This is a genomic window from Burkholderia sp. 9120, assembly GCF_000745015.1.
Lineage (GTDB): Bacteria > Pseudomonadota > Gammaproteobacteria > Burkholderiales > Burkholderiaceae > Paraburkholderia.
The window spans coordinates 985,498-1,011,297 of sequence record NZ_JQNA01000002.1 but is presented as its reverse complement, the minus strand read 5'-3'; the positions used below and the strand labels follow the sequence as shown (position 1 = coordinate 1,011,297).

Annotated in this window: 21 protein-coding genes; 14 read left to right on the top strand and 7 right to left on the bottom strand. The window is 62.0% G+C overall.

Annotation, left to right across the window (positions count from 1 at the left end; translation table 11 throughout):
• Nucleotide 1: 1 nt before the first annotated feature.
• Nucleotides 2–478 carry a hypothetical protein gene (locus FA94_RS12670; protein ID WP_035551509.1) on the top strand — a complete coding sequence of 159 codons (477 nt, stop codon included), beginning with the start codon at nucleotides 2–4 and terminating at the stop codon, nucleotides 476–478.
• A gap of 158 nt (nucleotides 479–636) precedes the next feature.
• On the opposite strand, the gene FA94_RS12665 is transcribed toward FA94_RS12670, so the two are convergent.
• Nucleotides 637–1,578 (bottom strand): LysR family transcriptional regulator, encoded by a 942-nt coding sequence (locus FA94_RS12665; protein WP_035551507.1) that lies wholly within the window; start codon nucleotides 1,576–1,578, stop codon nucleotides 637–639.
• A 122-nt stretch (nucleotides 1,579–1,700) separates the two neighbouring features.
• On the opposite strand from FA94_RS12665, the gene FA94_RS12660 reads away from it, so the two are divergent.
• Together FA94_RS12660 and cqsA are read left to right on the top strand one after the other, a co-directional pair.
• Nucleotides 1,701–3,122, top strand: coding sequence for an aldehyde dehydrogenase family protein (locus tag FA94_RS12660; RefSeq protein ID WP_035551505.1), 1,422 nt, complete (start codon nucleotides 1,701–1,703; stop codon nucleotides 3,120–3,122).
• Nucleotides 3,123–3,349: 227 nt separating this feature from the next.
• Nucleotides 3,350–4,645 (top strand): alpha-hydroxyketone-type quorum-sensing autoinducer synthase, encoded by a 1,296-nt coding sequence (cqsA, locus tag FA94_RS12655; RefSeq protein ID WP_051980554.1) that lies wholly within the window; start codon nucleotides 3,350–3,352, stop codon nucleotides 4,643–4,645.
• Nucleotides 4,646–4,664: 19 nt separating this feature from the next.
• Here the strand turns inward: cqsA and FA94_RS12650 are convergent, their stop codons facing one another.
• From FA94_RS12650 to FA94_RS12640, 3 genes are all read right to left on the bottom strand, one after another.
• Nucleotides 4,665–5,690 carry a response regulator gene (locus FA94_RS12650; protein ID WP_035551502.1) on the bottom strand — a complete coding sequence of 342 codons (1,026 nt, stop codon included), beginning with the start codon at nucleotides 5,688–5,690 and terminating at the stop codon, nucleotides 4,665–4,667.
• A complete protein-coding gene (locus FA94_RS12645; protein WP_231584942.1) occupies nucleotides 5,687–7,042 on the bottom strand; it encodes a sensor histidine kinase in 1,356 nt (451 codons plus the stop codon). The genes FA94_RS12650 and FA94_RS12645 overlap by 4 nt, the downstream gene beginning before the upstream one ends.
• A 273-nt stretch (nucleotides 7,043–7,315) precedes the next feature.
• On the bottom strand, nucleotides 7,316–8,119 hold the full coding sequence (locus FA94_RS12640) for a helix-turn-helix transcriptional regulator (RefSeq protein WP_035551499.1): 804 nt from the start codon (nucleotides 8,117–8,119) through the stop codon (nucleotides 7,316–7,318).
• A gap of 123 nt (nucleotides 8,120–8,242) precedes the next feature.
• Here FA94_RS12640 and FA94_RS12635 point away from each other — a divergent pair, with 123 nt between their 5' ends.
• The 6 genes from FA94_RS12635 to FA94_RS12610 all read left to right on the top strand — a co-directional run bounded on the left by FA94_RS12635 (nucleotide 8,243) and on the right by FA94_RS12610 (nucleotide 15,984).
• Nucleotides 8,243–9,646 (top strand): APC family permease, encoded by a 1,404-nt coding sequence (locus FA94_RS12635; RefSeq protein WP_035551497.1) that lies wholly within the window; start codon nucleotides 8,243–8,245, stop codon nucleotides 9,644–9,646.
• 18 nt (nucleotides 9,647–9,664) lie between these two features.
• Nucleotides 9,665–10,789 carry a DmpA family aminopeptidase gene (locus FA94_RS12630; protein ID WP_035551495.1) on the top strand — a complete coding sequence of 375 codons (1,125 nt, stop codon included), beginning with the start codon at nucleotides 9,665–9,667 and terminating at the stop codon, nucleotides 10,787–10,789.
• Between the two features lie 88 nt (nucleotides 10,790–10,877).
• Nucleotides 10,878–12,131 carry an MFS transporter gene (locus FA94_RS12625; RefSeq protein ID WP_035551493.1) on the top strand — a complete coding sequence of 418 codons (1,254 nt, stop codon included), beginning with the start codon at nucleotides 10,878–10,880 and terminating at the stop codon, nucleotides 12,129–12,131.
• Nucleotides 12,132–12,188: 57 nt separating this feature from the next.
• On the top strand, nucleotides 12,189–13,106 hold the full coding sequence (locus FA94_RS12620; RefSeq protein WP_035551490.1) for a LysR substrate-binding domain-containing protein: 918 nt from the start codon (nucleotides 12,189–12,191) through the stop codon (nucleotides 13,104–13,106).
• 222 nt (nucleotides 13,107–13,328) lie between these two features.
• Nucleotides 13,329–14,636, top strand: coding sequence for an MFS transporter (locus FA94_RS12615; protein WP_035551488.1), 1,308 nt, complete (start codon nucleotides 13,329–13,331; stop codon nucleotides 14,634–14,636).
• 100 nt (nucleotides 14,637–14,736) lie between these two features.
• Nucleotides 14,737–15,984, top strand: coding sequence for a metal-dependent hydrolase family protein (locus FA94_RS12610; RefSeq protein ID WP_035551484.1), 1,248 nt, complete (start codon nucleotides 14,737–14,739; stop codon nucleotides 15,982–15,984).
• A gap of 67 nt (nucleotides 15,985–16,051) precedes the next feature.
• Here the strand turns inward: FA94_RS12610 and FA94_RS12605 are convergent, their stop codons facing one another.
• Nucleotides 16,052–17,008 (bottom strand): DMT family transporter, encoded by a 957-nt coding sequence (locus tag FA94_RS12605; RefSeq protein ID WP_051980553.1) that lies wholly within the window; start codon nucleotides 17,006–17,008, stop codon nucleotides 16,052–16,054.
• A gap of 124 nt (nucleotides 17,009–17,132) precedes the next feature.
• Here FA94_RS12605 and FA94_RS12600 point away from each other — a divergent pair, with 124 nt between their 5' ends.
• Nucleotides 17,133–18,053: a LysR family transcriptional regulator gene (locus FA94_RS12600; protein ID WP_035551482.1), complete on the top strand. Its 921-nt coding sequence runs from the start codon at nucleotides 17,133–17,135 to the stop codon at nucleotides 18,051–18,053.
• A 280-nt stretch (nucleotides 18,054–18,333) separates the two neighbouring features.
• Here FA94_RS12600 and FA94_RS12595 read toward each other — a convergent pair whose 3' ends face one another.
• Nucleotides 18,334–19,236 carry a LysR family transcriptional regulator gene (locus FA94_RS12595; RefSeq protein WP_035551481.1) on the bottom strand — a complete coding sequence of 301 codons (903 nt, stop codon included), beginning with the start codon at nucleotides 19,234–19,236 and terminating at the stop codon, nucleotides 18,334–18,336.
• 255 nt (nucleotides 19,237–19,491) lie between these two features.
• Between FA94_RS12595 and FA94_RS12590 the strand changes: the two genes are divergently transcribed.
• The 3 genes from FA94_RS12590 (at nucleotide 19,492) to FA94_RS12580 (ending at nucleotide 23,482) form a co-directional block, all read left to right on the top strand.
• On the top strand, nucleotides 19,492–21,261 hold the full coding sequence (locus FA94_RS12590) for an adenine deaminase C-terminal domain-containing protein (protein WP_035551478.1): 1,770 nt from the start codon (nucleotides 19,492–19,494) through the stop codon (nucleotides 21,259–21,261).
• 194 nt (nucleotides 21,262–21,455) lie between these two features.
• Nucleotides 21,456–22,166, top strand: a complete 711-nt coding sequence (locus FA94_RS12585) for a YczE/YyaS/YitT family protein (RefSeq protein ID WP_035551475.1) — start codon at nucleotides 21,456–21,458, stop codon at nucleotides 22,164–22,166.
• Between the two features lie 239 nt (nucleotides 22,167–22,405).
• Nucleotides 22,406–23,482, top strand: coding sequence for a porin (locus tag FA94_RS12580; protein WP_051981217.1), 1,077 nt, complete (start codon nucleotides 22,406–22,408; stop codon nucleotides 23,480–23,482).
• 340 nt (nucleotides 23,483–23,822) lie between these two features.
• Here the strand turns inward: FA94_RS12580 and FA94_RS12575 are convergent, their stop codons facing one another.
• Nucleotides 23,823–24,803 (bottom strand): chemotaxis protein CheV, encoded by a 981-nt coding sequence (locus tag FA94_RS12575; protein WP_035551471.1) that lies wholly within the window; start codon nucleotides 24,801–24,803, stop codon nucleotides 23,823–23,825.
• A gap of 420 nt (nucleotides 24,804–25,223) precedes the next feature.
• Here FA94_RS12575 and FA94_RS12570 point away from each other — a divergent pair, with 420 nt between their 5' ends.
• On the top strand, nucleotides 25,224–25,784 hold the full coding sequence (locus tag FA94_RS12570; RefSeq protein ID WP_035551469.1) for a DUF4142 domain-containing protein: 561 nt from the start codon (nucleotides 25,224–25,226) through the stop codon (nucleotides 25,782–25,784).
• The last annotated feature ends 16 nt before the right edge of the window (nucleotides 25,785–25,800 follow it).

The following is a 25,800-nucleotide window of genomic DNA, read 5'->3' as shown; positions in this document are numbered from 1 at the left end:
CATGTTGAAGATTTGGATCTCGACGTTATTGGTATCTTGCGGAGTCGCGCATGCTGCGGCCCCCGTGGTGTCATGCGACAAGGCGTATGCGGCTGAAGTCTCCCGGCCCGGTTTGTTGGCGATCACAGGACAGGATGGAAAGTTCTCACACGTGAAGATTGGCCACCATGTTGATGGCGGGAGCTTCAGCCAGGACGATCGCTATCTGATTCTTTACGGAATGCCTGCGCAGGCGAATCCACAGTCTCCACAAACGAATTTTCTGACGCTTTATAAGCTGGGTGGTCAGCCGAAGACGATTGTTAGGCGCGTGTACGGCGGGGGGATTTATTCGGCGGATTTCAGCGCGGATGGGAAATTCGTCGCCGTCACGACACGCATAGGCGTCGATATTCTGGACGTTAAGAAAATTTCGTTCGAGTCACACGATCCTGCCTATACGCCTAAATTCCCGCTACAAGCGTGCGACAGGCACTGAACTTCGCCGGGAATCGGATGGAATACTAATGCAGCTAAGAAAACTTTGTCCCTAGCCCTTCGTTCACATGGTTCGCCTTGGGATGCTGGCGCTGCTGCGCCGGCAGCTTACGCGGACGTCGCTTCATGATCGCGGGTTGTTTGCGCGAAATCGACCCGTCAACTCTTCACCCCCGCACGCTTCCCCACCACCTTCCCCCGCACCTTCTTTCCCTCCGCCCCCTCCCGAATCACCCCAATCAACGCCCGCAACGCCGCCGGCACATGCCGGCGCCCCGGATAATACAAACACAATCCATCCATCGGCTGAGTCCAATCCACGAGCACGCGCACCAGCGTGCCGGCCTCCAGATCCGCGGCAACATTCCACTCCGTCAGATAAGCCAACCCCAGCCCCGCACGCGCGGCCTCCAGCATCAGATTCGGTTCATCGAGCGTCAACACACCTTTACCGTCGACACGCACCGTCTCCCCACGCCGCTCAAACTCCCACTGATAAATCCCGCCACTCGGCATCCTGCTGCGAATACAGCTATGCGCATGCAAATCCGCCGGCGTACGCGGCGGTTTATACCGCGCGAAATACGCCGGACTCCCCACCACAGCGAACCTTTGCTGCTGCCCGAACGGCACCGCGATCATGTCCTGCGGCACGATGTCAGCGAGACGAATCCCCGCATCGAAACCATCGACGACGATATCGATCAACCGCCCCTCGGTGACCAGATCGAGCTTCACGTCGGGATAGCGCTGCAGGAACTCGATAAACATTGGCATAGCCTGCCGCGCCGCACCCACCGACGAGTTGATGCGCAACGTCCCCGCCGGCGTGTCGCGCAAGCTGCCGGCCTGTTCGATCGCGCCGCGAATCGTCGCGATTGCCGGCGCCACGCTATCGACAAACTGCGCGCCCGCTTCGGATAGCGACACGCTGCGCGTCGTGCGGTTGAAAAGCCGCACACCCATGCGCGCCTCCAGCGCCGCGACCGCGTGACTCAGCGCCGACGTCGACACACCGAGCTCGGTCGCGGCCGCCCGAAAACTACGATGACGCGCAACGGCCAGCACCGCTTCCAGTTCACCCAGTCCCGAAGTTCTCATTGTCCTAAATTGTTCAACAAGTCATGCCTGATTGTACGGCTAGTTATTGCAATGAGATCGATCTATCTTCTCCCTGTCAACCCATCCCCCGCCGCGGGAACGAAAAAGGAACCGAACCCACCATGCAACTCATCGACACAATCTACATCGACGGCCGATTCGTCACGCCGCACGGCAGCGAATTATTCGATCTCTTCAACCCGGCCACCGAACAGGTAATCGGCCGCGTGCGTCTCGCCGACGCGCAGGACGCGCAAGACGCCGTCGCCGCCGCGAAGCGTGCGTTCGCAAGCTTCTCCCGCACCAGCAAAAGCGAACGCGTCGCGATGTTGAAGCGGATGCACGAAGCCGTCGCCGCGAAAGAAGACGAGCTCTACGAAGCCATCACCGAAGAGTACGGCGCGCCCGTATCGCGTGGCCGCTGGATGGCGCAACACGCGAGCAACGTGCTGCTCGAAGCGGCGAAAGTCTTGCAGGACTACGCGTTCACGCGCCGCGCCGGCACGGCCGAAGTGGTGATGCAGCCCCTGGGCGTCGCGGGTCTGATCACACCGTGGAATAGCAACGCGGGCTTCATCTGCGGCAAGCTGGCCACGGCGTTAGCGGCGGGCTGCACGGCCGTCATCAAGCCGAGCGAAATGAGCGCGATCCAGACGCGCATCGTCACCGAAGCGCTGCACGAAGCAGGCTTGCCCGCCGGTGTGTTCAACATCGTGACAGGTCGCGGCGAAACGGTCGGCGCGCAGATCAGCGCGCATCCCGATGTCGCGAAGATCTCGTTCACCGGTTCCACGGCCGTCGGCAAGTCGATTCTGCGCACGGTGTCGGAGACCCTGAAGCGGGTGACGCTCGAACTCGGCGGCAAGTCGCCGGTGATCGTGCTCGACGACGCCAACTTCGACGAAGCCGTGCCGCTCGCGATTCAGGCCGGCTTCATGAATAGCGGCCAGGCCTGTATCGCCGGGACGCGCATTCTGGTGCCGCGCGCACGGCTCGCGGAATTCGAAGCGCGTGTGCAGCAGGAGGTCGCGCGCACGCAAGCGGGCGATCCGCGCGATCCCAACACCACGGTCGGCCCAATGGTCAGCCAGAAACAGTGGGAACGCGTGCAGCGCTATATCCGCATCGGCATCGACGAAGGCGCGCGCCTGATCGCCGGTGGCGAAGGGCGCCCGGACGGTATCGACGCCGGCTGGTTCGTGCGTCCGACCGTGTTCAGCGACGTCACCAACACCATGACGATCGCGCGTGAAGAAATCTTCGGCCCGGTGCTGTCGATCATCGGTTACGGCGACACCGAAGAGGCGATCGCCATCGGTAACGACACGCCGTACGGTTTGCAGGCGTACGTGCTGTCGCGAGACAAAGCGCGGGCCCATGAAGTCGCGTCGCGAATCGAAGCGGGACGCGTGCTCGTCAACACGCTCGCGCATGAACCGGCTGCGCCGTTCGGCGGCTTCAAACAATCCGGCATTGGGCGCGAGTACGGCACCTTTGGAATCGAAGCGTTCCTCGAACCGAAATCGTTGCTTGGGGTGCTGTGACGACGCACCGGGATGGGCGTTGTCGCGCATCGAAAAATGCGATGTTATGCATTTCGCATATAGTCGCGTAAGCCACTCGGTACTGACCCGCCGATTGCATCCAATGCCGCTTGAAAAAAGACCTCTTTCTAGCAGGATTGCTCGCCCGGTTTTCCTGACACGTCATAAATGACGGGCTCACTATGGACCCGCTGACCGCTATTGGCAGCTAACCATAAGGAGCTTGTATGAAAAACGTTCTCGATCCCTTGACGCAAGGGCAAGGGTATCCGCACGCCGCGTTGCCTGACTTCGTGACATCGCGCGTCGAGCGCTATTTCCATGAACGCGTGCAGCAAACATGGGGAGGCGGCCACATCATGCGCGGTCGTCTGCCCGGTGCCGATGCGCTGCATCTATCGAGTAACGACTATCTGGCGATCGCCCGGCATCCGGACATCATCAACCGGACCGCCGACACGTTGTATGCGGACGGCAACGGCCTGCTCATGTCGGCGGTGTTCCTGCGCGGCGACTGTCCGCTGTCGCTGTTCGAAAACCGGCTTGCGAGATTCATGCGCGCGGAAGCCGGTGTGCTGTGCCAGTCCGGCTACGCGGCGAATATCGGTCTGATTCCGGCAATCGCCACCGCGCAGACCCCGGTGTATCTCGACATGATGGCGCATATGTCGCTGTGGGAAGGGGTGCGCATTGCGGGCGCGACGGCCATCGCGTTCCGCCATAACGACGCGAGCCATCTCGAGCAGCAGATCGCGCGGCACGGGCAGGGCGTGGTGCTGGTCGATTCGATCTACAGCACGAACGGCAGCGTCTGCCCGCTCGTCGAATTCGCGGAAGTGTGCGAACGGCATGGGTGCGTGTTCGTCGTCGACGAATCGCATTCGCTCGGCACGCACGGTCCGCACGGCGCGGGACTCGTCGTCGAACTCGGACTCGAGTCGCGCGTCGCGTTTCGCACCGCCAGTCTCGCGAAGGCGTTCGCTGGCCGGGCAGGCTTTATCACCTCTGGCGCCGACTTCCAGGAGTACTTCAAGTACAGCGCGAATCCGTCGATCTTCAGCTCCACGCTACTGCCGCATGAGTTCAGCGGACTGGACGCCACCTTGTCGGTGATCGAAGAGTCGGACGAGCGGCGCACGAAATTGGCATCGAGCGCGGCCTGGTTGCGTGAGCGCCTGACGGAACTCGGGTACAACCTGAACGGCAGCGAGAGTCAGATCATCGCACTCGAAGCGGGCACCGAGCAGCGCACGATCGTGTTGCGCGATGCACTGGAGGCGCGCGGCATTTTCGGCTCGGTGTTCTGCGCGCCCGCTACGCCGCGCAACCGCGCGCTGATTCGCCTGTCGGCTCACGCGGCGTTGACGGATGCCGAGCTTGAGCGGGTAGTGAGCGTTTGCCGCGACATTCGCAGCGAGGTCGAACTGGACAAATGGCCGTCCACGCGACGCCTCGGTGACGAATTGTCGCCACGCCGACGCAGCCGCGAACGCGTGGAAGCGGACAGCGCCGTAGCGGCCTGATAGCCGCGGAACATGGCGCTCAGTTTCTTGAGCTCCATGTCTTTTCCATATCGCGGTCAAGCTTCTCCAGATAGCTGTCATAGCTGATCACCCGTTCCAGATCGAGTCCGGGCGGGTTAGGAATGACCGCGTACACATACTCCTGCCGGCCGCTCAATTGGGTCGCGGGATACATGTAGTCTTCCCACGTCGTGCATTGCGCGGGGTAGTCGCCGTCGGTTTGCCAGAAATAGGGCAGACGGCGGTGGCTATCGAGCTCGGCCAGAAAAGCCGCGGGCGCCTCCTGCGCAACGGCGATCTCACGCACGCCGCGCAATGTTTCCGGCGTATGAACGATCAGCAGATACGTGCTGCCTTTACTGTCGAGCATCAGCAGACCGCCAGGACTGTACGAGAGATAGTGTTCGACGATGCCGAGCGCGCTCGAGAGCTCGGCCACGCGCGTAGCCAACCCCTCGTCGCGCAGAAAGGCGTACTCCGACAGGGCCAGCGTATCGAGTATCGAGTGGCCAATGTTGTCGAAATAGGCGTTTTGCATGTCGCGCACCGCGCGGTTCAGTGACGAGATTGCCGACACGTCCTGTTTACGGATGAAGCGGTCGATGATCCCCTCGTTGAAGCTCTGTACCGCGATGTGTTCGTCGGCCTTGCCGGTCAGCATGATCTTGCGCACGGCGGGGTTGGTCATGCGGCGGCAGAATTCCAGGCCGTTCATGCCGGGCATGTCGTAGTCGACCACCACCACCGAGGTCGCGCCGAAACGCTGCGCGTTGTGAACCTGGTTGCGCACGGTGTTGACGCTCAGCGAAATGACCTGCTGCGCGACGTCCTCGTCGGTACGGTCGCGGAACGGCGCGAAGATAGGCTGGTTCGGCGAACTCGGCAGGGAGCTGCTGTTGACGAACTGCAGCGCTTCGGCCGGTGAGCTGAAGAGCTGAAACGCGAGCTGCGAGTCGAGTTGCAGGCAAAGATTCGACAGGAAGGTCGGGCTGTCGTCGACGAACGTGACGGTCGTCGGAAAATAGAATGGCTTGATCGTGCTCATGTTCCTGTTCCAGCTCGGGGGAAGGTCAAGGTGAATTCGGTAAACATGCCCTCGACAGATTGACAGTCAATAGCGCCGCCCATGTCGCGCATCACGTCGCGGCAGAAAGCCAGGCCGATGCCGGTGCCGATCGACGCGTCGTCGACACCGGCCGGCGACGTATAGAAGCGGGTAAAGATGTGCGGAACGACATCCGGGGCAATGCCCACGCCGGTATCGCGGAACAGCAACTGGTTCGACCGCGGCCCGGTCACGAGCCGGACCGAGATCAGTGCGCTATCGACGCTCGCCATGCCGCGCAGCGCGTTCTTTAGCAGGTTGAAGAGCACGTGGGTCATCAGCATGTCCGCGCCGTGAAACGTGAAGTCCGTCGCGAGGTCGGTCAGCACCCGTTCGCGTTCGCCGTCGCGAAACGGATAGCGCTCGAGCGCCGCTCTGACGCACTCGCCGATCGAGCAATGCAAGGTGCCGTGCGAGAAGCCGCCGGTGAAGCGCGCATTGGCGAGCAGCATGTCGATGATGGCGTTCGAATGCAGCGCCTCCTGTTCGATCCGCGAGATGACGCCGTCCATCGACTGAAGATGGGCCAGGCGGATCTTCGGCACCGGCAGTTCGCCCTGCTGCGCGATGGAATAGGTTTCCAGCAGCGACGGCAGATAGCGGCCCAGACCTGAAGCGCCCGCGCGAATCGCGAGCAGCGGGGTCCGCAACTCATGCGCGATGCTGCCGGCGGTGGCGAGCATGGCCCGCTCCTGCTCGATCCGGATGCGCTCCATGTCGTAGTTCGCCAGCACGCCGATCGCCACGGCGAACGAGAAAATGGCGAGATGGGTGGGATAGGCTGAGTTGAAGACGGCGGGATGGGTGGTCAGCCAGTAGGCGAGGCACGCCACGCCGATGCCGATCACGAAATTGAGCAGCAGCATCAGCCAGTCGAGCAGCAGCACGAGCACGAAGGCGGCGATCAACGCGCTCTGGATCCACACGTCGGAGCCGTTGTTCTTCAACAGCATGAACGTGAAGAAAAACGGCAACGAATAGAACACCGCCGCGTACCAGTAGTACGGCATGAAGCGCTTGAGCGATGCCGGCCAATGCTCGGCGAACAGCATGGGCATGAACAAAAGGGAGCCGACGATCCGCAGCGGCAGATTCTCGTAAGGCTGCGGAAACAGATCGTGCCAGACGTAAAAATAAAGCGGAAAGCCAATGACCGCGACGATCGCGAGGGGGCGCATCCGGTTGTGCATGTATTGCAGGTTGCGGCCGGCGGGGACGAATGCCTGCGCGAGCAGCGAGCGCAGTGACGTGAGTTTGCGAATGCCCCACGGCGATACTCGGGTTGTACTCATCGGTGTCGAATAGGAATCTGCCAGAAATATCCGGATGGGCGTTCAGCCTGACGATCGTTTTCCCCGTGCCTGCCCGCCTGAGCGGTTAGGCAGGCGGCTGCAGCGCCCGATCCGGTCATTACATCATATTTATCGCAGTTGTTTGAACGCGAATTGAGCGGATTGTCGATGTATCGACGCAGCGCGGAGCCATTTATGCCGCATGCATTAAGCCGGTCGGGGGCCACTGGCAGCGGCGTGAGAAAGCGGTCGTGAGCGCAACCCCGAACGCGCCTACTTCTCCTCGTGCCCCAGCGCCTGAATGAACAACGAAAACAGCTCCGGCTGCGTCGAGATGCCGAGCTTGTTGTAGAGGTTGCGCCGATGCACCTTCACCGTCTCCGGCGAAATCGTGAGCCGCTCGGCAATCGCTTTCGACGAATTGCCGCGCAGCACGAGCCGCGCGATCGACATTTCCCGTTCGGACAGCAACTCCGCGCCGAACCCGGCGAGCGCCCGTTCGACCCGGCCCGACAGATCGCCGCTGTCGGCGCGCTTGCCCGGTTCGGTGGCGAGACGCGTCTGGTGCTGACGGATCGTCGCGATCAGCCAGGGCGCGCAGACTGCCAGGCGTCCAAGCGCCTCGACCTCGAAGCGCGTCTTCGCACCGAGCGACAACGACACCACCTCGTGCGTCGGCGCGAGCTTCACGATCAGTTGCAATTCGTCTTCGCCGACTGCGTCGCGGAAATAACTCAGGAAGTATTCGCTCTGCCGGAACAGATCCGGCGCGACCTCTTCGAGCCGGTAGAGGCCGTCGGCGAGACCGTCGTGCGCGGCCTGCAAAAATGGATCGAGCAGGTACAGCCCGTTCAGATAAAGCGGCACCGGCGAGGGTGCGTCCGTGCCGCCGGTATCGAACTCGTCGAGCACGCGCGGTACGCCGTCGGGTCCGATCAGTACCGCCAACGCGTTATCGAACGGCATCACTTCGTCGAGCAGAAGAATCAGATTGCGCCAGAACCTGGGGCTGCCCAGATGATCGATCACGCGCGCCAGCGCCTGATGCATCGCTACTTCCGTGAACAGTCGATCCATGCGTCTCCACCTAATTGGCGTAACCCCAAGCGGTAATAGCGGCGCGCAAATTGGCTTCCTACACTCCGCCCAACGGTGCTCAAGTATGGGCGCTGACAAAATCATTGCAAAGGAGAGAGGACGATGGCGATCACCGAAACATCGGGCGCGGCGCAAGCCGTCTCCGTCGAGCTGGGCACGCCGCGCGCGCTGAAGCAGTCGCTCAGCGTGCGTGACGTGGTGATGATTACCGTATCGGGCGTGACGCCCGCCAGTTCGATCTTCGTGATCGCGCCGTTCGCGATCCAGCAGGCCGGCAGCGGCGCGGTGCTGTCGTTTCTTTTGGGCGGCTTGCTCGCGCTGGCCTTCGCGCTGTGCTACGCGGAATTGAGCGCGGCGCACCGCAGCGCGGGCGGCGAGTATGTAATGGCCAAGCGGGTGTTCGGCGCGTTGCCGGGCTATCTGACCTTTATCGCAGTGCTGGCGGTCAGCGTGTTCATCCCTGCGGTGCTGGCGAGCGGCGCGGCGCCGTATCTGAACAACGCGCTCGGCACGAGTTTCAGCAACCAGTCGGTGGCGCTGGCGATCGTGGTGCTCAGCTACGTGCTCGGCATGCTGAACATCAAGACCAACGCGTGGATTACCGGCGCGTTTCTGACGGTCGAAGTCCTGGTGTTATTGCTGATTGCCTACCTCGGTTTCTCCGAGCCGCATCGCGCGGTCAGTGCGTTGGTGCATCCGCAAGTGGCCAGCAATGCCACGCTGATTTCGGCGACCGCCGCCGCGATCATTCCGGCCGTGGGCACCGCGATTTTTTGCTACAACGGCTTCGGCGCCGCGGTGTTTCTCGCGGAGGATCTCGAAGGCGGCAATCGTAACGTGGCGAAGGCGGTGATCTTTTCGCTGCTGTTGATCCTGCTCGTCGAACTCGTGCCGTTGACGGCGATCGTGCTCGGCGCGCCGTCGCTGATCGATATGTCGAAGAGCGCCGATCCGATCGGCTACGTGGTGCGCGAATTGAGCAACCCGACGGTGATGCGGGTGGTGAGCGCGGGGATTTTCCTGTCGGTGTTCAACGCGATCATTGCGATTGTGATTCAGGTGGGACGTCTGCTCTATAGCAGCGGACGGCACGCGTTGTGGGTACGGCGCTGCAATCGCGCGTTCACGCAGATTCATCCGCGTTTCGACTCGCCGTGGCTCGCCACGTTGACGCTCGCGATTCCGTCGACGCTGCTGCTGTTCGTCTCCAGCCTCGACGACCTGACGGCGTTCACGGTCGATCTGCTGCTGGTGATCTACATGGTGATCGCGTTGGCGGCACTCGCGAGCCGTATCGTGCGGCGCGACGTCGAGCATCATTACCGCATGCCGTTGTGGCCGCTGCCGCCGCTGGTGGCGCTGATCGGTGCGGGCTACGTGTTGTACACGACGATGCAGAGCGCGGCGAAGCCGACCGATCTGTACATCATCGGCGGATTGATGGTGTTGGCGCTCGCGATGTACGCGGCGTGGGCACGTCATAGCGTGACGTTTCGCGAACTTTGAATCGAAGGAAGACAGGCAATGCGTACGAGAGAACTCGGCATCCGTATCGGACGTGGCACACCCGGGCGTTTCAATGCGATTACCGACGTCGCCGGCGTCCGGGTCGGGCATCACACGTTGAACGTCGCAGCGGGGGACGCGTCGGTGCATACCGGCGTGACGATCATCGAGCCGCGCGCGGGCAGCGCGCGTTGGCAGCCGTGCTTCGCGGGTTGCCACGTGCTGAACGGCAATGGCGACGCGACCGGCCTCGAATGGATCCGCGAAGCCGGTCTGCTGACCACGCCGATCGCGTACACCAACACGCACAGCGTGGGCGTGGTGCGCGACGCACTGATCGCCGCCGAGCGCGACGCGGTGGCGAGCGACGTCTACTGGTGCATGCCGGTGGTGCTCGAAACCTTCGACGGGCTGCTCAACGACATCTGGGGGCAGCACGTCACCGCCGACCACGTGCGGCGGGCGCGCGCCGAAGCACGCTCCGGCGACGTGCGGGAAGGTAACGTCGGCGGCGGCACGGGGATGATCTGTCATGAGTTCAAAGGCGGCATCGGCACGGCGTCGCGGGTGTTGAAAGCGGGCGAGGGCGGTTGGACCGTCGGTGCGCTGGTGCAGGCGAACTATGGGCGACGCGACGCGCTGCGCGTGGCCGGCTATCCGGTGGGCGAAGTGCTGGAGCAGGTGCATTCGCCGTTTCGCGAGACCGCGGACGGGCGCACCGGCGAAGCGGGCATGGGCTCGATCGTCGTGACCATCGCCACGGATGCGCCGCTGTTGCCGCATCAATGCACGCGGCTCGCGCAGCGCGGCAGTGTCGGTATCGCGCGGATGGGCGGCGGCACGGAAGACCCGAGCGGCGATATCTTCCTCGCGTTTTCGGTGGGCAACTCGGGGCTGCCGGTCGCGAACTATGGACGCGTCGGCGCGCCGACCACCGCCGTCGAGATGGTCAATAACGATCACATGTCCGCGTTGTTTTCGGCAGCGGGCGAGGCGGTCGAAGAGGCGATCGTCAACGCGCTGCTGGCCGCCAAAGATCTGAGCGCGCGAGGCGCCCGCGCGGAAGCGATCGGCGCGGAGCGCCTGCTCACCGCGCTTCGCGAAGTGGGATGGCGGCCCGATAGCGAAACCCGTCGAGCCTGATTCACCGCGTGGCGCGAAATCACACGACTGCCGATCTTGCTCTAAACTAGCTGCCGCCCCAGCCAGCCTAGTCAAGAGCAAGACATCGATGCCTCCAGCGCCCGCCGACCCCTCACCCGTCAGTTTGCCGAAACACCCCGCGTTCCAACGTTTCTGGTGCACCCGCATTCTTTCCTCGCTGTCGTTCCAGATGCTCGCCGTGGCAATGGGCTGGCATATCTACGCGCTCACGCATAGCGCGTTCGCACTCGGCCTCGTCGGCCTCGCGCAGTTTCTGCCGATGTTCGTGCTGACGCTCGTGGTCGGCCAGGTCGCCGACCGTTACGATCGCCGCCGCATCGCCGCGATCTGCCAGGGACTCGAAGGCGTCGCGGCGTTGCTGTTCGCTTGCGGCACTTTCGGCGGCTGGATCAGCGCGCCGGTCATCTACGTGCTGGCGGCTTGCGTCGGTGCGGCGCGCGCGTTCGAATCGCCCGCGGTCGCGTCGCTGTTGCCGGCCGTCGTGCCGCGCGGTCAGTTGCCGAAAGCGACGGCGTGGGCCACCTCCGCGAATCAAACCGCGCAGATCGCCGGTCCGGCGTTGGGCGGTTTGCTGTACGGGATCGGTCCCGGCGCGGCGTATCCTGCGTGCATGCTGTCGTTCGCCGCGGCGGCCGCTGCGGTCTGGGGCATTCCGCTCCAGGCGCGGCCGGCCAATCGCGCACCGGTCACGCTCGAATCGGTGTTCTCGGGCATCGCGTTCATTCGCAAGCAGCCGGTGATTCTCGGCGCGCTGTCGCTCGATCTGTTCGCGGTGCTGTTCGGCGGCGCGACTGCGTTGTTGCCCGTATTCGCGCGCGACATCCTGCATACGGGGCCGCTCGGTCTCGGGCTGTTGCGCTCCGGCACCGCGATCGGCGCGCTCGCGGGCACCGTGTGGCTCGCGCATTTTCCGTTGCGCAAGCGGCCCGGCGCGGCGATGTTCGGCGGCGTGATCGCGTTCGGCGCGGCGACGGTGGTGTTCGGCCTGTCGCATGACTTCTTCGTGTCGCTGTTCGCGCTGATGGTGCTGGGCGCGTCCGATACGATCAGCGTGGTGGTGCGTCTGTCGCTCGTGCAATTGCGCACGCCGGAGGAGATGCTCGGACGGGTGAGCGCGGTGAATTCGCTGTTTATCGGCACATCGAACCAACTCGGTGAATTCGAATCCGGCGTGACGGCCGGATGGTGGGGCGCGCAACCCGCCGTGCTGGTGGGCGGCATTGCGACGATCGCGGTCGCGTTGCTGTGGATGCGTTTCTTCCCCGAACTCAAGCGGACCCGCACGCTGGAACCGGAAGAGGGGCTCGCGCCGAGCCGTTGATCGACGCGGCCCGCGCGGCCGCTATGATGGCGTCATCGTCACCCGGTTTCCGTCATCATGCGCATCGCTCCTTTGCCCCCGCTGCAGTGCCTGGTCGCATTCGAATCGGCCGTGCGGCACGCCAGCTTCACCAAGGCCGCCGCCGAACTGCATTTGACGCAGAGCGCGATCAGCCGGCAGATCGCTCAACTGGAAGAGTTTCTCGGCCGCTCGCTGTTCGTGCGGGAGCACCGCGCTTTACGTCTGACGATCGCCGGTGAAGGCTACGCGAAGCAGGTGCAGTGGCTGCTCGCCAGTTGCTCCGAAGCGACCCTCGACGTGATGAAGCATTACGGCGATCAGGAATTGACGATTGCGTGTTCATCCGGTGTCGCGGTGTTGTGGCTCACGCCGCGGCTCGGCGCGTTTCGGGCCGCGCATCCGAACGTCAAGATCAGAATGATCGTGCGCGACGGCCTCGCGTCGCTGTCGCCCGCGGAATTCGACGTGGGGCTGTACTACATACGTCAGCGCGCCGAACCGCATTTCACCGCGCGTCGTCTGTTCGATGAAGAGGTGTACCCGGTGTGTTCGCCCGGCTATCTCGCGGGCCGTGTGCTGGACCCTGCGGCGCTCGCGCACGAAACCCTGCTGGTGCAGGAAGATGGTCAGCGGCAATGGATGTCGTGGTCCGAATGGTTCGGCTTTAACGGCGTGCAATTACCGGCCGTGCCGCGCTCGGTCGTCGTCAATCATTATCCGCAACTCGTGCAGATGGCGATTCTCGGCCAGGGCGTGGTGCTCGGCTGGCGCAATATGATCGACGCGTGTCTGAACGAAGGCCTGCTGGTGCGCGCCACGCACGCTTCGGCGAGTCATGGCGGCGGCTATTACGTCGTCTCGCCGAACGACCGCTCGCAGAACCAGGCCGCCCGCACGTTTACGCGCTGGCTGTTCGAGCAGGCCGAAGAACAACGCGGCGGCGTGCCGACCTGAAACGCTCTGGAACCGCCCGAAACGCGGCGAAAACAGTTTCGCATGCGCTGTACGCATGCATGCATGCGAATCTATCGTTTCGAAAACAATTCTGGTCTCACTAGGATCGGCGTTATGCATGCGAAGGCGCCGTTTAAGGTTCGAGGTTCGAGCACGGCGCGGCGAGTTGCCGATACTTCCGCCTGCCTCCCGCGTGAAACGCGGCCGATGAGGAAAGAGACCATGCAAGGAACGCTTGTATCCAACGCCACGATGTCCGTCGACACGCTCGCGCGGCAGCGGCGCCGCGCCATTGTCGCCACCGTGCTCGGCAATGGGCTCGAATGGTTCGACTTCACCGTCTATAGTTTTTTCGCCGTCATCATCGCCAAGCTGTTTTTTCCGACCGGTAACGAACTGAGTTCGCTGCTGCTCGCCGTCGCCACCTTCGGCGTGGGCTTTTTCATGCGTCCGGTGGGCGGCATCGTGCTGGGCGTCTACGCCGATAAAGTCGGACGAAAGGCGGCGCTGTCGCTGACCATTCTGCTGATGGCGCTCGGCACCGCGCTAATCGGCCTCGCGCCGACCTACGACCAGATCGGTTTGTGGGCGCCGGTGCTGATCGTGGTCGCGCGTTTGCTGCAAGGCTTTTCGGCGGGTGGCGAGATGGGCAGCGCCACGGCCTTTCTCACCGAATACGCGCCGGTGGAAAAGCGCGCGTTCTATTCGAGCTGGATTCAATCGAGCATCGGCTTTGCGGTGTTGCTGGGCGCGGCGGTCGGCACGTTCGTGACCGCGAGCCTGAGCGCCGACGCGCTGCATTCGTGGGGCTGGAGAATGCCGTTCCTGATCGGCATTCTGATCGGGCCGGTCGGCTATTTCATTCGCAGCCGCATGGATGAAACGCCCGCCTTCAGCGCGGTCGCCGACGAAGCCAAAAACGATTCGCCGCTCGCCGAAGTGCTGCAACGATTTCCGCGCGAGACCTTCGCGAGTTTTTCGATGGTGATTCTGTGGACCGTTTGCACCTACGTGCTGCTGTTCTATATGCCGACGTATTCGGTGCGCACCTTGCACCTGCCGCAATCCACCGGGTTCTCGGCGGGCATGTTCGGTGGTTTCATGATCATGTGTTTCGCGCCGGTGGTCGGCAAACTGGCGGATCGCTTTGGCCGCCGCCGCTTCCTGTCCGGCGCTGCGGCCGCGATCCTGCTGCTCGCGTGGCCGATGTTCGCCTATATCAATCGCGCGCCGGGACTCGCTTCGCTGATGGTGTTTCAGGGCGTATTCGGTCTGCTGATCGCGATGTACACCGGGCCGATTCTCGCCGCGTTCTCCGAGCTGTTCCCGACCAAGGTGCTCTCTACCGGACTGTCCGTTGCCTATAACTTCGCGGTGACGATTTTCGGCGGCTTCGCGCCGTTCTTCATTACTTGGCTGATCGCGTCGACCGGCAGCAATATAGCGCCCGCGATCTACGTGATGATCGCCGCGGCCATCAGCCTCACCGGCACGTTCTTCGTGCGCGAGTCGCGTCACCGCGACGCCTGAGCCAGCCTAAGTCAGCCAGAGTCAGTCTGCGCGCGGCCATTCTGCGTCGCGCGAATTCCTTCATCCAGTCAAGTCGGTCAAGTCAGTCAGGAAGACAGCAATGAGCATTACGGTAATCAGCGGCGGCAACATACTCGATCTGACGCAGGGCGCGTTGCTCGAGCATCATCATGTCGTGATCGAAAACGGCCATATCGTCGAAGTCACCGATCGTCCGGTGGATCTGCCCAACGCACGCGTGATCGATGCGCGCGGCAAGACGGTGATGCCTGGGTTGATCGATTGTCACGTGCATGTGCTCGCTTCGCGGGCGAACCTCGGCGTGAACGCCGCGCAGCCGAATATCCTCACCGCGATTCGCGCGCTGCCGATTCTGAAGGCGATGCTTGGCCGCGGCTTTACCAGCGTGCGCGATGCGGGCGGCGCGGATTGGGGTTTGACGCAGGCGCTGGAAAGCGGGCTGATTCCCGGGCCGCGGATTTTCCCGTCGGGTAAGGCGCTGTCGCAGACTGGCGGCCATGGCGATTTCCGGCCGCGCGGCGACACGCTCGAACCGTGTTCGTGCGCGTTCCGTGCCGGTGCGATCGCGCGCGTGGTCGATGGTGTGGACGCCGTGCGGCTCGCCGTGCGCGAAGAGATCCAGAAGGGCGCGACGCAGATCAAGATCATGGCGTCCGGTGGCGTTGCGTCGCCGACCGACCCGATCGGCAACACGCAGTATTCCGAGGACGAGATTCGCGCGATCGTCGCCGAAGCGCACGCGGCCAATACCTACGTGATGGCGCACGCGTACACCGGCCGGGCGATTTCGCGCGCGATCCGCTGCGGCGTGCGCACGATCGAGCACGGCAATCTCGTCGACGAAGCCGCCGCGAACCTGATGCGTGAGCATGGCGCGTTCGTCGTGCCGACGCTGGTGACTTACGATGCGCTCGCTAAACATGGCGCGGATTACGGCTTGCCGGCCGATTCGCTCGCGAAGATCGAGACCGTGCGGCAAGCGGGCCGCGACTCGTTGCAGATCTACGCGAAGGCCGGTGTGCCGATGGGTTTCGGCTCGGACCTGCTGGGCGAGATGCACACGTTCCAGAGCGATGAATTGCGGATTCGCGCCGACGTGCTCGGCAATCTGGAGGCGTTGCGGTCGGCGACCACGATTGCGGCGGAGATCGTCGATCTGAGCGGCAAGCTCGGCGCGGTGAAGGCCGGCGCGATTGCCGATCTGCTGGTGGTGGACGGCGATCCGCTCAAGGATATCGGCCTGTTGACCGGGCAGGGCGAGCGGATCGCGTATGTGTTGCAGCGTGGCGAGGTGGTCAGCGAACGGGGTGCCGTAGCGTCGCGTTGAGCTGCGAGCTGCGAGCTGCGAGCGGGATAGCCCGCTGCTGCAGAAGACGACGCACTCGGGCGCTGTTTCAGGCGTCCGCGGTGCGCACTCGCCAGGCGGTCCAGCGCACGGTTGCCAGAACGGATGCCGCGACGATCAGCGCACCGCCGACCCACGCGCTCACCGAAATCCGTTCACCCAGCCACAGGCAGGCGAACACCGCGCCGAAGGCCGGTTCGCTACCCATCAGCAGCGACACGCGGGTCGGACTGCTGCGCTTGATCGCGAAGTTCTGCGCGAAGAACGCGAACAGCGTGCACGCCAGCACCAGATAGGCGATGTAACCCCAGAACGCCGGATGTCCTGCCAGCGACGGCGCCGCCTGCCACTGTTGCGGCGCGAACAGCCATGCCGCCGCCGCGCTGCCGAACGCCACCACGCCCGATTGAACGGCGGTCACCGTCAAAGGCGGCAACGCCGAATCGCGCATGACTCGCTTCGTCACGCACACCGTCAACGCACGCAGCAGCGCGGCGAGCAGAATCAGCGCATCGCCCGGATTCAAGCTGAGCGCGCCGTCGCCGGCCAGCAGCCATGCGCCCAGCAGAGACAGCGCCACCGCCATCCATTCGACGCGGCTCGGCCGACGCTTGAGCATCATCCATTCGACGAGCGGCGTCAGCACCACGCACAAGCTGATCAGAAACGCGGCGTTGGCGGCGCGCGTCAGCAGAATGCCGAAGGTTTCGCAGAGAAAGATGCCGAGCAGTAGCAGGCCCGCAATCGATACGCCGCGCAGTGTGCGAGCGTCGGCTGCGCGCAGATGGCGCAACGACGGCGAGAGGATCACGAAGGTGATGCCGAAGCGCAGTGCGAGCAAACCCAGCACCGGGTAGAACACCAGCGCGCTTTTGACCACGCCGTAGCTGGTGCCCCATACCACTGCGACTGCGAGCAGCATGAGATCGGAGATCAGGAGCAGGCGTTCCTGGCTCTTTTGTTGGGCGTGTTGGGCGTGTTGGGCGTGTTGCTCGTGTTGCGACATGACGGACCTCCGGCGGATAAGTGCGTATTGTCCGGCTTTGCGTCTGCGGTGATAATCGGGTCGCCGTGCATAGCCTTTATGTCGCGAATGCATCAATCGATTTATCACCGACGAGTCCGCCACGATGACGCCTACCGAACTTTTCGCCTTGCTGCCGGATATGGCGGTGTTTGCGCGGGTTGTCGATGCGGGCAATTTTTCGGTGGCGGCGCGGCAGTTGGGCAGCACGCCGTCGACGGTCAGCCGGCAGATCAAGCGGCTGGAGGACGCGCTTGCGACGCGTCTGCTCGAACGGTCGACGCGTACGGTGCGCGTCACGGAATCGGGCGCCCAGGTGGCGCGTTTTTGTCGCGACATGGTGAGCGCTGCATCGGGCGCGGTCGATGCGGCCGGGCAACTGGCCGGTAGACCGCAAGGGAAGGTGAGCTTGAGCGCGCCGACGCAGTTTGCGAGGAGCGTGATTCATCCGCTGATTGCGGGGTTTCTGCGGGCTTATCCCGAGGTGGATCTGCAATTGCTGTTTACCGATCACGACGTGGATCCGCTCGCGGAGGATGTCGATCTGGTGATCCGCTTGACCGAGCATCCTCCGGAAAGTTTTGCGGGACGGAAGTTGGGGGCGGTGCGGTGGTTGCTGGTGGCGTCGCCGGAGTATCTGCTGGAGCGTGGGACGCCAGTGATGCCGCGCGATCTGCTCAAGCATGCTTGCATCTATCTCGGCGAAACCGCTGACGATAATCGGTGGCGCTTTCGGCGTGGAGCAGAGACGCAGAGCGTCGAGGTGAAGGGGCGCTACATTGCCAATCATGCAGGGGCGCGGATCGAAGCGGCGCAGCAAGGGTTGGGTGTGGCTAGCGTGCCGGAGTTTGCTGCTGCGGAGGCGCTGATAAACGGCGCGCTGGTGCAGGTGTTGCCGGATTGGCGGCTTGAGGCTCGGGCTTATGTCGGGGAGGTTTGGTTGCTGTATCCGCCGAATCGGTTTTTGCCGCCTAAGGTGAGGGTGTTGATTGATTATCTGGTCGGGCATGTTCGTGATGGGGGGTAGGGCTCTTTTTTTGTGTTGGGTTGTGTTGGCCTTTCCTTGATGTCATGGTGGTCTATTAGCGTCGCCCCTGTGCGGGGCGGCACCTACTTCTCTTTGCCGCGGCAAAGAGAAGTAGGCAAGAGAAAGCCGCTCACACCGCTAATTCTTAAGCGGGTCCCCCGCGCAGTCGCGGTAGTGGTGCATCTGGAATCTGTGTTCTCGCGCATTTGGCGTCCGTGGCACAGCAGTCATTTTTCCGGCGGCGCTGCGCGCGCCCTCGTGATTGTTCTGCCCTGTTTTTTTATGTGCTTGTTGAGTCTAGGACGCCCACGATTTCTTCCGCGAGCAGTAAGCTCGCCAGGCCGTGTCCGTGCTTTTCGCGGCGTACTAGAGACAGCACGTTCTTGCTGAAGACGCGGTCGCGGATCTGCCGGTATGTGAGTACCTCCTGGCGGTATTCCTCCGCTATGTCAAACTTGCTGAGGAAGGCAATGGCCTCGCTCGCGGCGGCAAGGCGTTTCATCGTCTCGATCGAATTCGTTCTGAATGCCGGCTCGACACTGAGTCCGGCTTCCTCGAATGTGTCGGCAACAATGCCGTGGATCAACATGGTTCGATCAGCGAAAATCAACGGGTACGACGTGCAGTGAGCCAGCGGGATCGACTCCATGCGCGCCAGCGCATGCGTCGGCGCAATCACGGCGCCAAGGCGCGTGTCCATCTCCCAAAGACGCTCCAGTTGCGGCGACGGCGGCAGGTTGAAGCCCAGCCCCAGATCGGCCTCGCCACTCACCAGCGCATCCAGAATTTCACGCACGAACATCACCCGGATCGAAATCTTGATGTGCGGATGCTGCGCGCAAAAACTCGCCGCCGCGGTGGAGGCGATTCCGCTCGCCAGCCCCGTGACGGTCGCAATGATCACCTCGCCCTTCTGCAACGTCTTCAGGTCGCGTATCTCCGCCTCGACCTGGCGGTATTCCAGCATCGTTCTGCGCACGTGAGCCAGCAAAATTTCGCCCGCCGGCGTCGGCCGTAATCCGCGTGGCAGCCGCTCGAATAACGGCTCGCCAATCTCCTCCTCGAGAAGCAGCAAATGCTTGTTGATCGCGGACGGAGCAATGTGCAACTTCTCACCCGCCGCACGGATGGAGCCGCAACGCGCAACCTCGTCGATGTAGCGCAGCAATCGTGAATGAAGCATGGTCGTCCGCCCCCGTAGTCGGCGTAGCGTACTCGAAAAGTGCACACTCCGCTCAAAAAACGGTTCTTTTTAGAAACGCTCAATTCAGTCCTAATTGCATCAGTCGCGCCGCCTGGCGAAGGGATCTGAAAGGGTCGATCCCGCACGCGCTCGACCCAACTTTCCACAACTTTTGTTCTGGATATTTGCCGGCGATTTCTTCGTTGCGGTGCGGCAAAACGCAGGCTCAAACCAATTGATGAAAGTGAGACGACCATGTATCAAGAAGTCAGCGAGAGAAACGCCACGGCATCCGGGCAACGTGGCGAAGTGACTGCCCATTACGATCAGGTGAGAGCGATCTTCGAAGTTCTCAACGGAAAAAAGGAGGCCGATCTTCTCCTGAAGAATGTGAATATCCTCGACGTCCACAGCGAGACGGTCTATCAAGGGTCCATTCTTGTCTACGACAAGCGCATCGTCGCGTTGAACCCGGATGAAGCGGTGATCAAGGTAAGGCAGATCTTCGACGGTGAAGGCCTCTATGCCATTCCAGGGCTGATCGACGCTCACGTTCACTTCGACGCGCAATTAGCCCATCCGGCCGCCTTTGCCGAAGCCATCGTCCCTTGCGGCACGACCACCATCTTTTCGGAGTGCCTCGATTTTGTGAGCGCGGCGGGCCCGGAAGCGGTGCAGGCCACCGAGCGACTGTTCAAGAACCACGAACGCCTACCGTATCGGGTGTATGCGTTCGCGCCCGGCAAGAAGACTTCGGTGGAAGTCACCGACGCGTTGCTGAAGATGGACCCGGTAATCGGCCTCGGCGAACTCGCGCACCTCACCTATAGCGTGGGCAATGACGACGATTTCCGCAAATCGGCCCTGGGGCGTGCCAAGGGTGGTTTCATGAACACGCACTGGGGCGTGACCACGCTCTCGGACATGATGCTGAACTACATGCCCGCGATCGGCGCCTTCGCCAACCACGACGTGTGGAAGGAAGACGACATCGAGAAAAGCGTCCGCTACGGCCTGCAGACGCAAATCAAATTCGGCGTGGGCAGCAGCGAAGTGATCAAGATCATGTTGCGCGCCATCGTCAAGCGCAAGTGGCCTGCCGAGAATTTTCAACTGTGTGCGGACAATATCTCGGTTGACCGGCTGATGACCCAAGGTCACATGGACTGGATCGTTTCGCTGTGCGCCGAAATGGGCATCGATCCGATCAAGGCGATCAAGATGGCGACGCTCTACACGGCGCGTGCATTCCGGATGGACAACAAATTCGGTTCGCTGACGCCGGGCCGGTTCGCCGATATCGTGCTGACGGACAGCCTCTCCAGGATCAATCCGCGTTTCGTTTTCAAGGACGGCGAACTGGTCGCCAAAGATCGTCAACTGTTGAAGCAGGCCGATGTCGACTATTCCGGCATGGTGAAAAAGCCGGTGCCCGGTCTCGGCGATCTGACGCCGGAGCAGCTCGACCTCGTCCCGCTCGAAGTCTCGGCGGATGGAACGCAGGCGAAGGTCTACCTGTTCGACGTCTATGGCCGCGGCCACGAAAAGTTCTATCAGGACGTGTGGGTGCCGTTGCGCGATGGAAAAGTCGTCGCCGAAATAGGGGGCGTCAAGCTCAACCGTATTTCGGTCGTGCAGCGCTATACCAACGGCAAGCGCCATGTGGTGAACGGTCTGTTCAAAGGCGTCTATATCGATCGCGGCGCGGTGGCGACATTCTGGCCGGCGCCTAAAGCCTACTTCGTCGCGGTCGGGCAGGACAGCGCGGAAATGTGCCACAGCCTCCGGCAGGTCGACACCTATGCGGGTGGTTGTATCGTCACCGAAAACAAGGATGTCAAGGCGGTGCTGCCGCTGGACATCTACGGTGTCATGGCTAACATGGGCCTGACCGAACTGCTCGCCGCGACCCGCGCCATCGATGCCGCGCTGGAGGAGATGGGCAACCGCAATGAGGGCGAGCCGGTGGTGAACAAGCTGTTGACCTTGTTCATCTCGCTGGACCGTTTCGGCTTCATGGTTTGACGCCAACCCCAGCCAGGTAGGAGGAGACGGCCGGCGGGCACGCTGGAGCGCTGCCGGCCGACAGAGTTGGGAATGGCAGCGGCGCGTTCATTCCGGCGCGCCGCTGGAAACACCCCACCATAGCGCGGTGCCCGATCAAAAAACAAGCCGCGAACAGCACCGCACAAAAGCAGGAAGACAACCTAGGGACAGTCATGGCGCACCATGCAAGGGAAGCTGAAGTCATCGATACCGGTAGCCTGAAACGGCGCTGGATCACCTACGTGATTGGCATTTACATACTGACCATGGGCATTAGTCTGGCGATCAGGGCCGGCATCGGCATTTCGCCGCAAAGCAGCCTGACCCGCACGATGACCCTCGTGTACAAGCCGCTCAGCCAGGGAACGTACAACTTCATTCTCGAGTTGTTCATGTTGCTGCTGACTTATCTGGTCGCGCGAAAAGACTTCAGGCTGAAGAACTTCGCCTCGTTGATTCCGGCCTTCGTGCTGGCGACCTGCCTTGACCTGAACTTGATGTTGACCCGGTCGATCGTCTTTCAGGCGTATTTCGAAAAGTTCTCCCTGCTGGTTTTTGCCGATGCGTTACTCGCATTCGGTTTGTTTCTGATGATCCGGGCGAATCTGGTGCTCATGCCGATCGACATGTTCGTCAACACGCTCTTCAGGCGCACGGGATTGAAGTGGGGGGACATCAAGACGAGCTTCGACTGCACGCTTCTGGTGATCAGTGCCGCGATCGGTTTCGCGCTGCTTGGCGGACCGAAATTCATCCGCGAAGGGACGTTCATGAACGCCATTCTGGTGGGGCAGTACATCAAGCTCTATTTCTTTCTATTCCACAGAATCAAAACGGCGATCGCGTCGCATTACCGAAGATCGCTGGAACATCGGCCGTATTAGCGTCAGCGCATCCGAACCCAGGACGATTGCCTGTTAGCGAGTCGAGGGCAATCGTTGCGGTTTTGCGTGCCGCGCCAGACCGACGCCACGCTGCCGCGTTCGACCTGCGGCCTGCCTGCGCGCCTCGAATTTCGCCTTAAGTCTCGGTTATACCCGTCATTACTCCTGGTTTGCGGACGTCGATCACGACGTCGGCATCCACTCGTCATTTGAAAAGTGAAAGAGGCGACAACATGCTGATGAAATGCACTCGCATTGCCACGCTGAGGAGAATCAACCACATTGCCGCGACCGTCGCCCTTATGGTGATAGGTGTTCACGCACAAGCACAGTCGAGCGTGCAGTTATACGGAATCGTCGACACGTGGATTGGCCTCCAGAAAACTCCTGGCAAGGCGTCTAGCTGGCAGGAGGGCGGCGGTGGTTTGTCCACGTCGTTCTGGGGCTTTGGCGGTCAGGAGGATCTGGGCGGCGGCTACAGGACGATTTTTGCTATCGAGGGTTTTTTCCGTCCGCAGAACGGCGCATATGGTTCGTTCAACGGCGACCCGTTCTTCTCACGCAACGCGTATGTTGGCCTCACGACGCCTGCCGGCACCTTCACGCTGGGACGCCAGAGCAGCCTGTTGTATTTGCAGGCATGCCAGTTCAATCCGTTTTACGCCTCGTTCACATTTTCGCCGACGATCTTGCAGATGTATGCGGGCCTTGGCACTTATCCGTCGTACAGGACGGATCAGGGAATTGTGGGCGGAACGGCCTGGAGCAATGCGATCCAGTACGCCACGCCTGATCTGCACGGATTGACTGGCCACGCGATGTACGCGTTTGGCAATAGTGGATCGGGGAACGGCAGCAAGCAGTATTCCGTGCAGGCGTCGTATCGGAACGGGCCATTTGCTGCCGGGGCCGTCTATCAATACGCGAACTTCAACTCGACGGCAGGCGACCTGAATTCCTTACTGGCTGGTTTCCACAGCCAGAGCGCGACGCAGCTTGCGGCATCTTATGAATTTTCGTTTGCGAAGCTGTACGGCGAATATACCTATACGAACGACGACGTGATCAACAGGGGCTTCCACGTCAACATGTTCGAGGGTGGCCTGAGCATACCGATTGGAACAAGCAGAATTCTTGCGTCTTACGCGTATTCACGCGATTCCGGCGGCCTCAACCAGAGCCGCCAGACTGCAACGCTGGGATACGACTACCCGCTGTCCAAGAGGACGGATCTCTACGCCGTGTACCTATACGACCATTTCGCCGGCCTATCGTCCGGCGAGACTGCGGGAGTGGGAATTCGCACGCGATTCTAGGCGCGAAATGCAAAGCACCGCGACACCAAACGGACGAGGCGTACGACGCTTGATCAAGCGCCCAGCCAAAGATGGCGAGAGAAACCCCGAGGGCGCGCGCAGCGCCGCCGGAAGAATGACTGCTGTGTCACGAGCGCGGAGTGTGCGAGAGCCCGGATTCCAGATGAGCCACTACCGTGGCTGTGCGGGGGACCCACTTAAGAATTAGCGGTGTGAGCGGCTTTCTCTTGCCTACTTCTCTTTGCCGCGGCAAAGAGAAGTAGGTGCCGCCCCGCACAGGGGCGACGCTAATAGACCACCAGGAACGCAAGGAAAGGCCAAAAACCAAAAAAAGCGCCGCTCACGCCCCAACCTCGACAGGTGCCTTCCCAAGCGCATTCCGAATAGCATCCGCCAACTCAGCAGCAGCAAACTTAGCCACATACCCATTAGCGCCAGCATTCTTCACATGCGCCTCATTAGCCGCCCCGGTAAGCGAAGAATGAATAATGACGGGAATATCCCGAGTCCGCTCATCGGCCTTGATCTGACGGGTCAACATAAACCCATCCATCTCCGGCATCTCCAGATCGGTCAACACCAAAGCAATACTATCCTTAGCCCGCCCACCATTAGCCTGCGCTTCCCGCGCCACCTGCTGCAAGGTATTCCAGGCCTCTTCCCCAGTCTTGGTCATCACATAATCCGCCCCGATCGCACTCAAAGCCTGCTCGATCAACTTACGAGCAAACCCCGAATCGTCAGCGGCAAGAATCTTGGCCCCGCGCCGAATCCCCAACGCCTCGCCCATCACCGACGCCGGATCGACCGCCGGATGCTGCGAAGGAAACACATCCCGCAACACCTGCTCCACGTCGATCACCTGCGCGAGCCGCGAATCTCCCGTATTACCGTCGATCCGCGCAATGCTCGTCACCAGATTGCCACCCGCCGCGCCCTCGGCGGACAACACCTGATTCCACTCCAGCCGCACGATATCGTCGACTTCCTCAACCGCAAACGCTTGCGTCGAGCGCGCGAACTCGGTCACCAGCAAAATGTTCAAACCGCGCGTCGGCTCGCAACCCATCAATCGCGGCAGATCGATCACCGGAATGATCTGCCCGCGAATATCCACCGCGCCCATCACATACGGCGACGATCCGGCAATCGGCGTCACCTGCGGCATCGTCGAAATTTCACGTACCTTGAATACGTTGATGCCGTAAAGCTCATGCTGATCGCTGCCGGGAACCGAACCCAACCGGTACAGCAACAGCTCGAACTTGTTGGAACTCGTCAGGTTGGTGCGTTCGTCATTCGCGCGGTGATCTACGGCCATCGGCTCTCTCCAGAATTGCGGTGCGTGTGGTGACGCCATGCATCGCTACGTTCGACGCTGGCGCGCGCCCTACCTTTCTGTTATCGGCGCGATCGCCGGAAAATTCAGCGTTTCCTCGCGGTTTCAGCAGCATTCTTGACGTATGTTCTGGTTAACACCCACGCACTATCAGCGGCACGAAGCAGGCGGCCGCAATACAGGCCTGTCAAGGCATTCATATGAAGGTTACCTAAGGTTACAGAAGCCACAGCGTCGTATCACATGGGGTACGACGCGCCTCCTAGAATTCACAGCGATAAAAGCGTGGCGCCGTCAGCGGTCCGCAAGCTGACTGCAAGGTCGGAACGCGGTCGCGCGTTGCAGATTGACGCAGGGCGCACACGCATCGCTGTCGTTTCGCTTCCACCTCAAGGAGAACATATGATCCGCTTGCCTCTCGCAACAATCACCGGTGCCTGCATGGCCAGCCTGCTGCTCGTCGCCAACGTTGCCAACGCGCAAACCGCCGCGCCCGCGGCAGCCGATGCGAGCCGTCTGCATGCCGCCGACCAGGCGTTCATCGCCGACGGCACCCAGGTCGTCGCGACGCAACGCGACGCCGCACGCATCGCGACGTCCCGCTCCACGGATCGCGACGTCAAGGCCTTCGCCGAACGCGTCTCGACCGATAACGCGAAAATCTCCGATGCGCTGCGCGCGGCCAGCCCGCGTGGTGTCGACGTGCCGAAGAACGATCCGGATGCAGCGGTGCTGGCCAGCATCAACAATCTGCGCGGCGCCGATTTCGACAAGACCTATATCGAACAGGTCGCGCTCGTCGGCGAGCAGAAAGCGCTGTCGGCGTTCCAGGCGGAAATCGCGTCGGGCCGTGACGACCAGTTGAAGGCGGTCGCGAAGCAGGCGCTGCCGACCATCCAGGCGCACTACGCCATGGCGCAGGATCTCGCCAAGCGCAAGCATCTGGCCACCAGCACGCAGTAACGCGCGTCAGGCACGG

Bases quoted from the DNA above. Each gene is read 5' to 3' on its own strand.
- FA94_RS12670 (WP_035551509.1), top strand. From the start codon at position 2: ATGTTGAAGATTTGGATCTCGACGTTATTGGTATCTTGCGGAGTCGCG.
- FA94_RS12665 (WP_035551507.1), bottom strand. From the start codon at position 1,578: ATGAGAACTTCGGGACTGGGTGAACTGGAAGCGGTGCTGGCCGTTGCG.
- FA94_RS12660 (WP_035551505.1), top strand. From the start codon at position 1,701: ATGCAACTCATCGACACAATCTACATCGACGGCCGATTCGTCACGCCG.
- cqsA (WP_051980554.1), top strand. From the start codon at position 3,350: ATGAAAAACGTTCTCGATCCCTTGACGCAAGGGCAAGGGTATCCGCAC.
- FA94_RS12650 (WP_035551502.1), bottom strand. From the start codon at position 5,690: ATGAGCACGATCAAGCCATTCTATTTTCCGACGACCGTCACGTTCGTC.
- FA94_RS12645 (WP_231584942.1), bottom strand. From the start codon at position 7,042: ATGAGTACAACCCGAGTATCGCCGTGGGGCATTCGCAAACTCACGTCA.
- FA94_RS12640 (WP_035551499.1), bottom strand. From the start codon at position 8,119: ATGGATCGACTGTTCACGGAAGTAGCGATGCATCAGGCGCTGGCGCGC.
- FA94_RS12635 (WP_035551497.1), top strand. From the start codon at position 8,243: ATGGCGATCACCGAAACATCGGGCGCGGCGCAAGCCGTCTCCGTCGAG.
- FA94_RS12630 (WP_035551495.1), top strand. From the start codon at position 9,665: ATGCGTACGAGAGAACTCGGCATCCGTATCGGACGTGGCACACCCGGG.
- FA94_RS12625 (WP_035551493.1), top strand. From the start codon at position 10,878: ATGCCTCCAGCGCCCGCCGACCCCTCACCCGTCAGTTTGCCGAAACAC.
- FA94_RS12620 (WP_035551490.1), top strand. From the start codon at position 12,189: ATGCGCATCGCTCCTTTGCCCCCGCTGCAGTGCCTGGTCGCATTCGAA.
- FA94_RS12615 (WP_035551488.1), top strand. From the start codon at position 13,329: ATGCAAGGAACGCTTGTATCCAACGCCACGATGTCCGTCGACACGCTC.
- FA94_RS12610 (WP_035551484.1), top strand. From the start codon at position 14,737: ATGAGCATTACGGTAATCAGCGGCGGCAACATACTCGATCTGACGCAG.
- FA94_RS12605 (WP_051980553.1), bottom strand. From the start codon at position 17,008: ATGTCGCAACACGAGCAACACGCCCAACACGCCCAACACGCCCAACAA.
- FA94_RS12600 (WP_035551482.1), top strand. From the start codon at position 17,133: ATGACGCCTACCGAACTTTTCGCCTTGCTGCCGGATATGGCGGTGTTT.
- FA94_RS12595 (WP_035551481.1), bottom strand. From the start codon at position 19,236: ATGCTTCATTCACGATTGCTGCGCTACATCGACGAGGTTGCGCGTTGC.
- FA94_RS12590 (WP_035551478.1), top strand. From the start codon at position 19,492: ATGTATCAAGAAGTCAGCGAGAGAAACGCCACGGCATCCGGGCAACGT.
- FA94_RS12585 (WP_035551475.1), top strand. From the start codon at position 21,456: ATGGCGCACCATGCAAGGGAAGCTGAAGTCATCGATACCGGTAGCCTG.
- FA94_RS12580 (WP_051981217.1), top strand. From the start codon at position 22,406: ATGAAATGCACTCGCATTGCCACGCTGAGGAGAATCAACCACATTGCC.
- FA94_RS12575 (WP_035551471.1), bottom strand. From the start codon at position 24,803: ATGGCCGTAGATCACCGCGCGAATGACGAACGCACCAACCTGACGAGT.
- FA94_RS12570 (WP_035551469.1), top strand. From the start codon at position 25,224: ATGATCCGCTTGCCTCTCGCAACAATCACCGGTGCCTGCATGGCCAGC.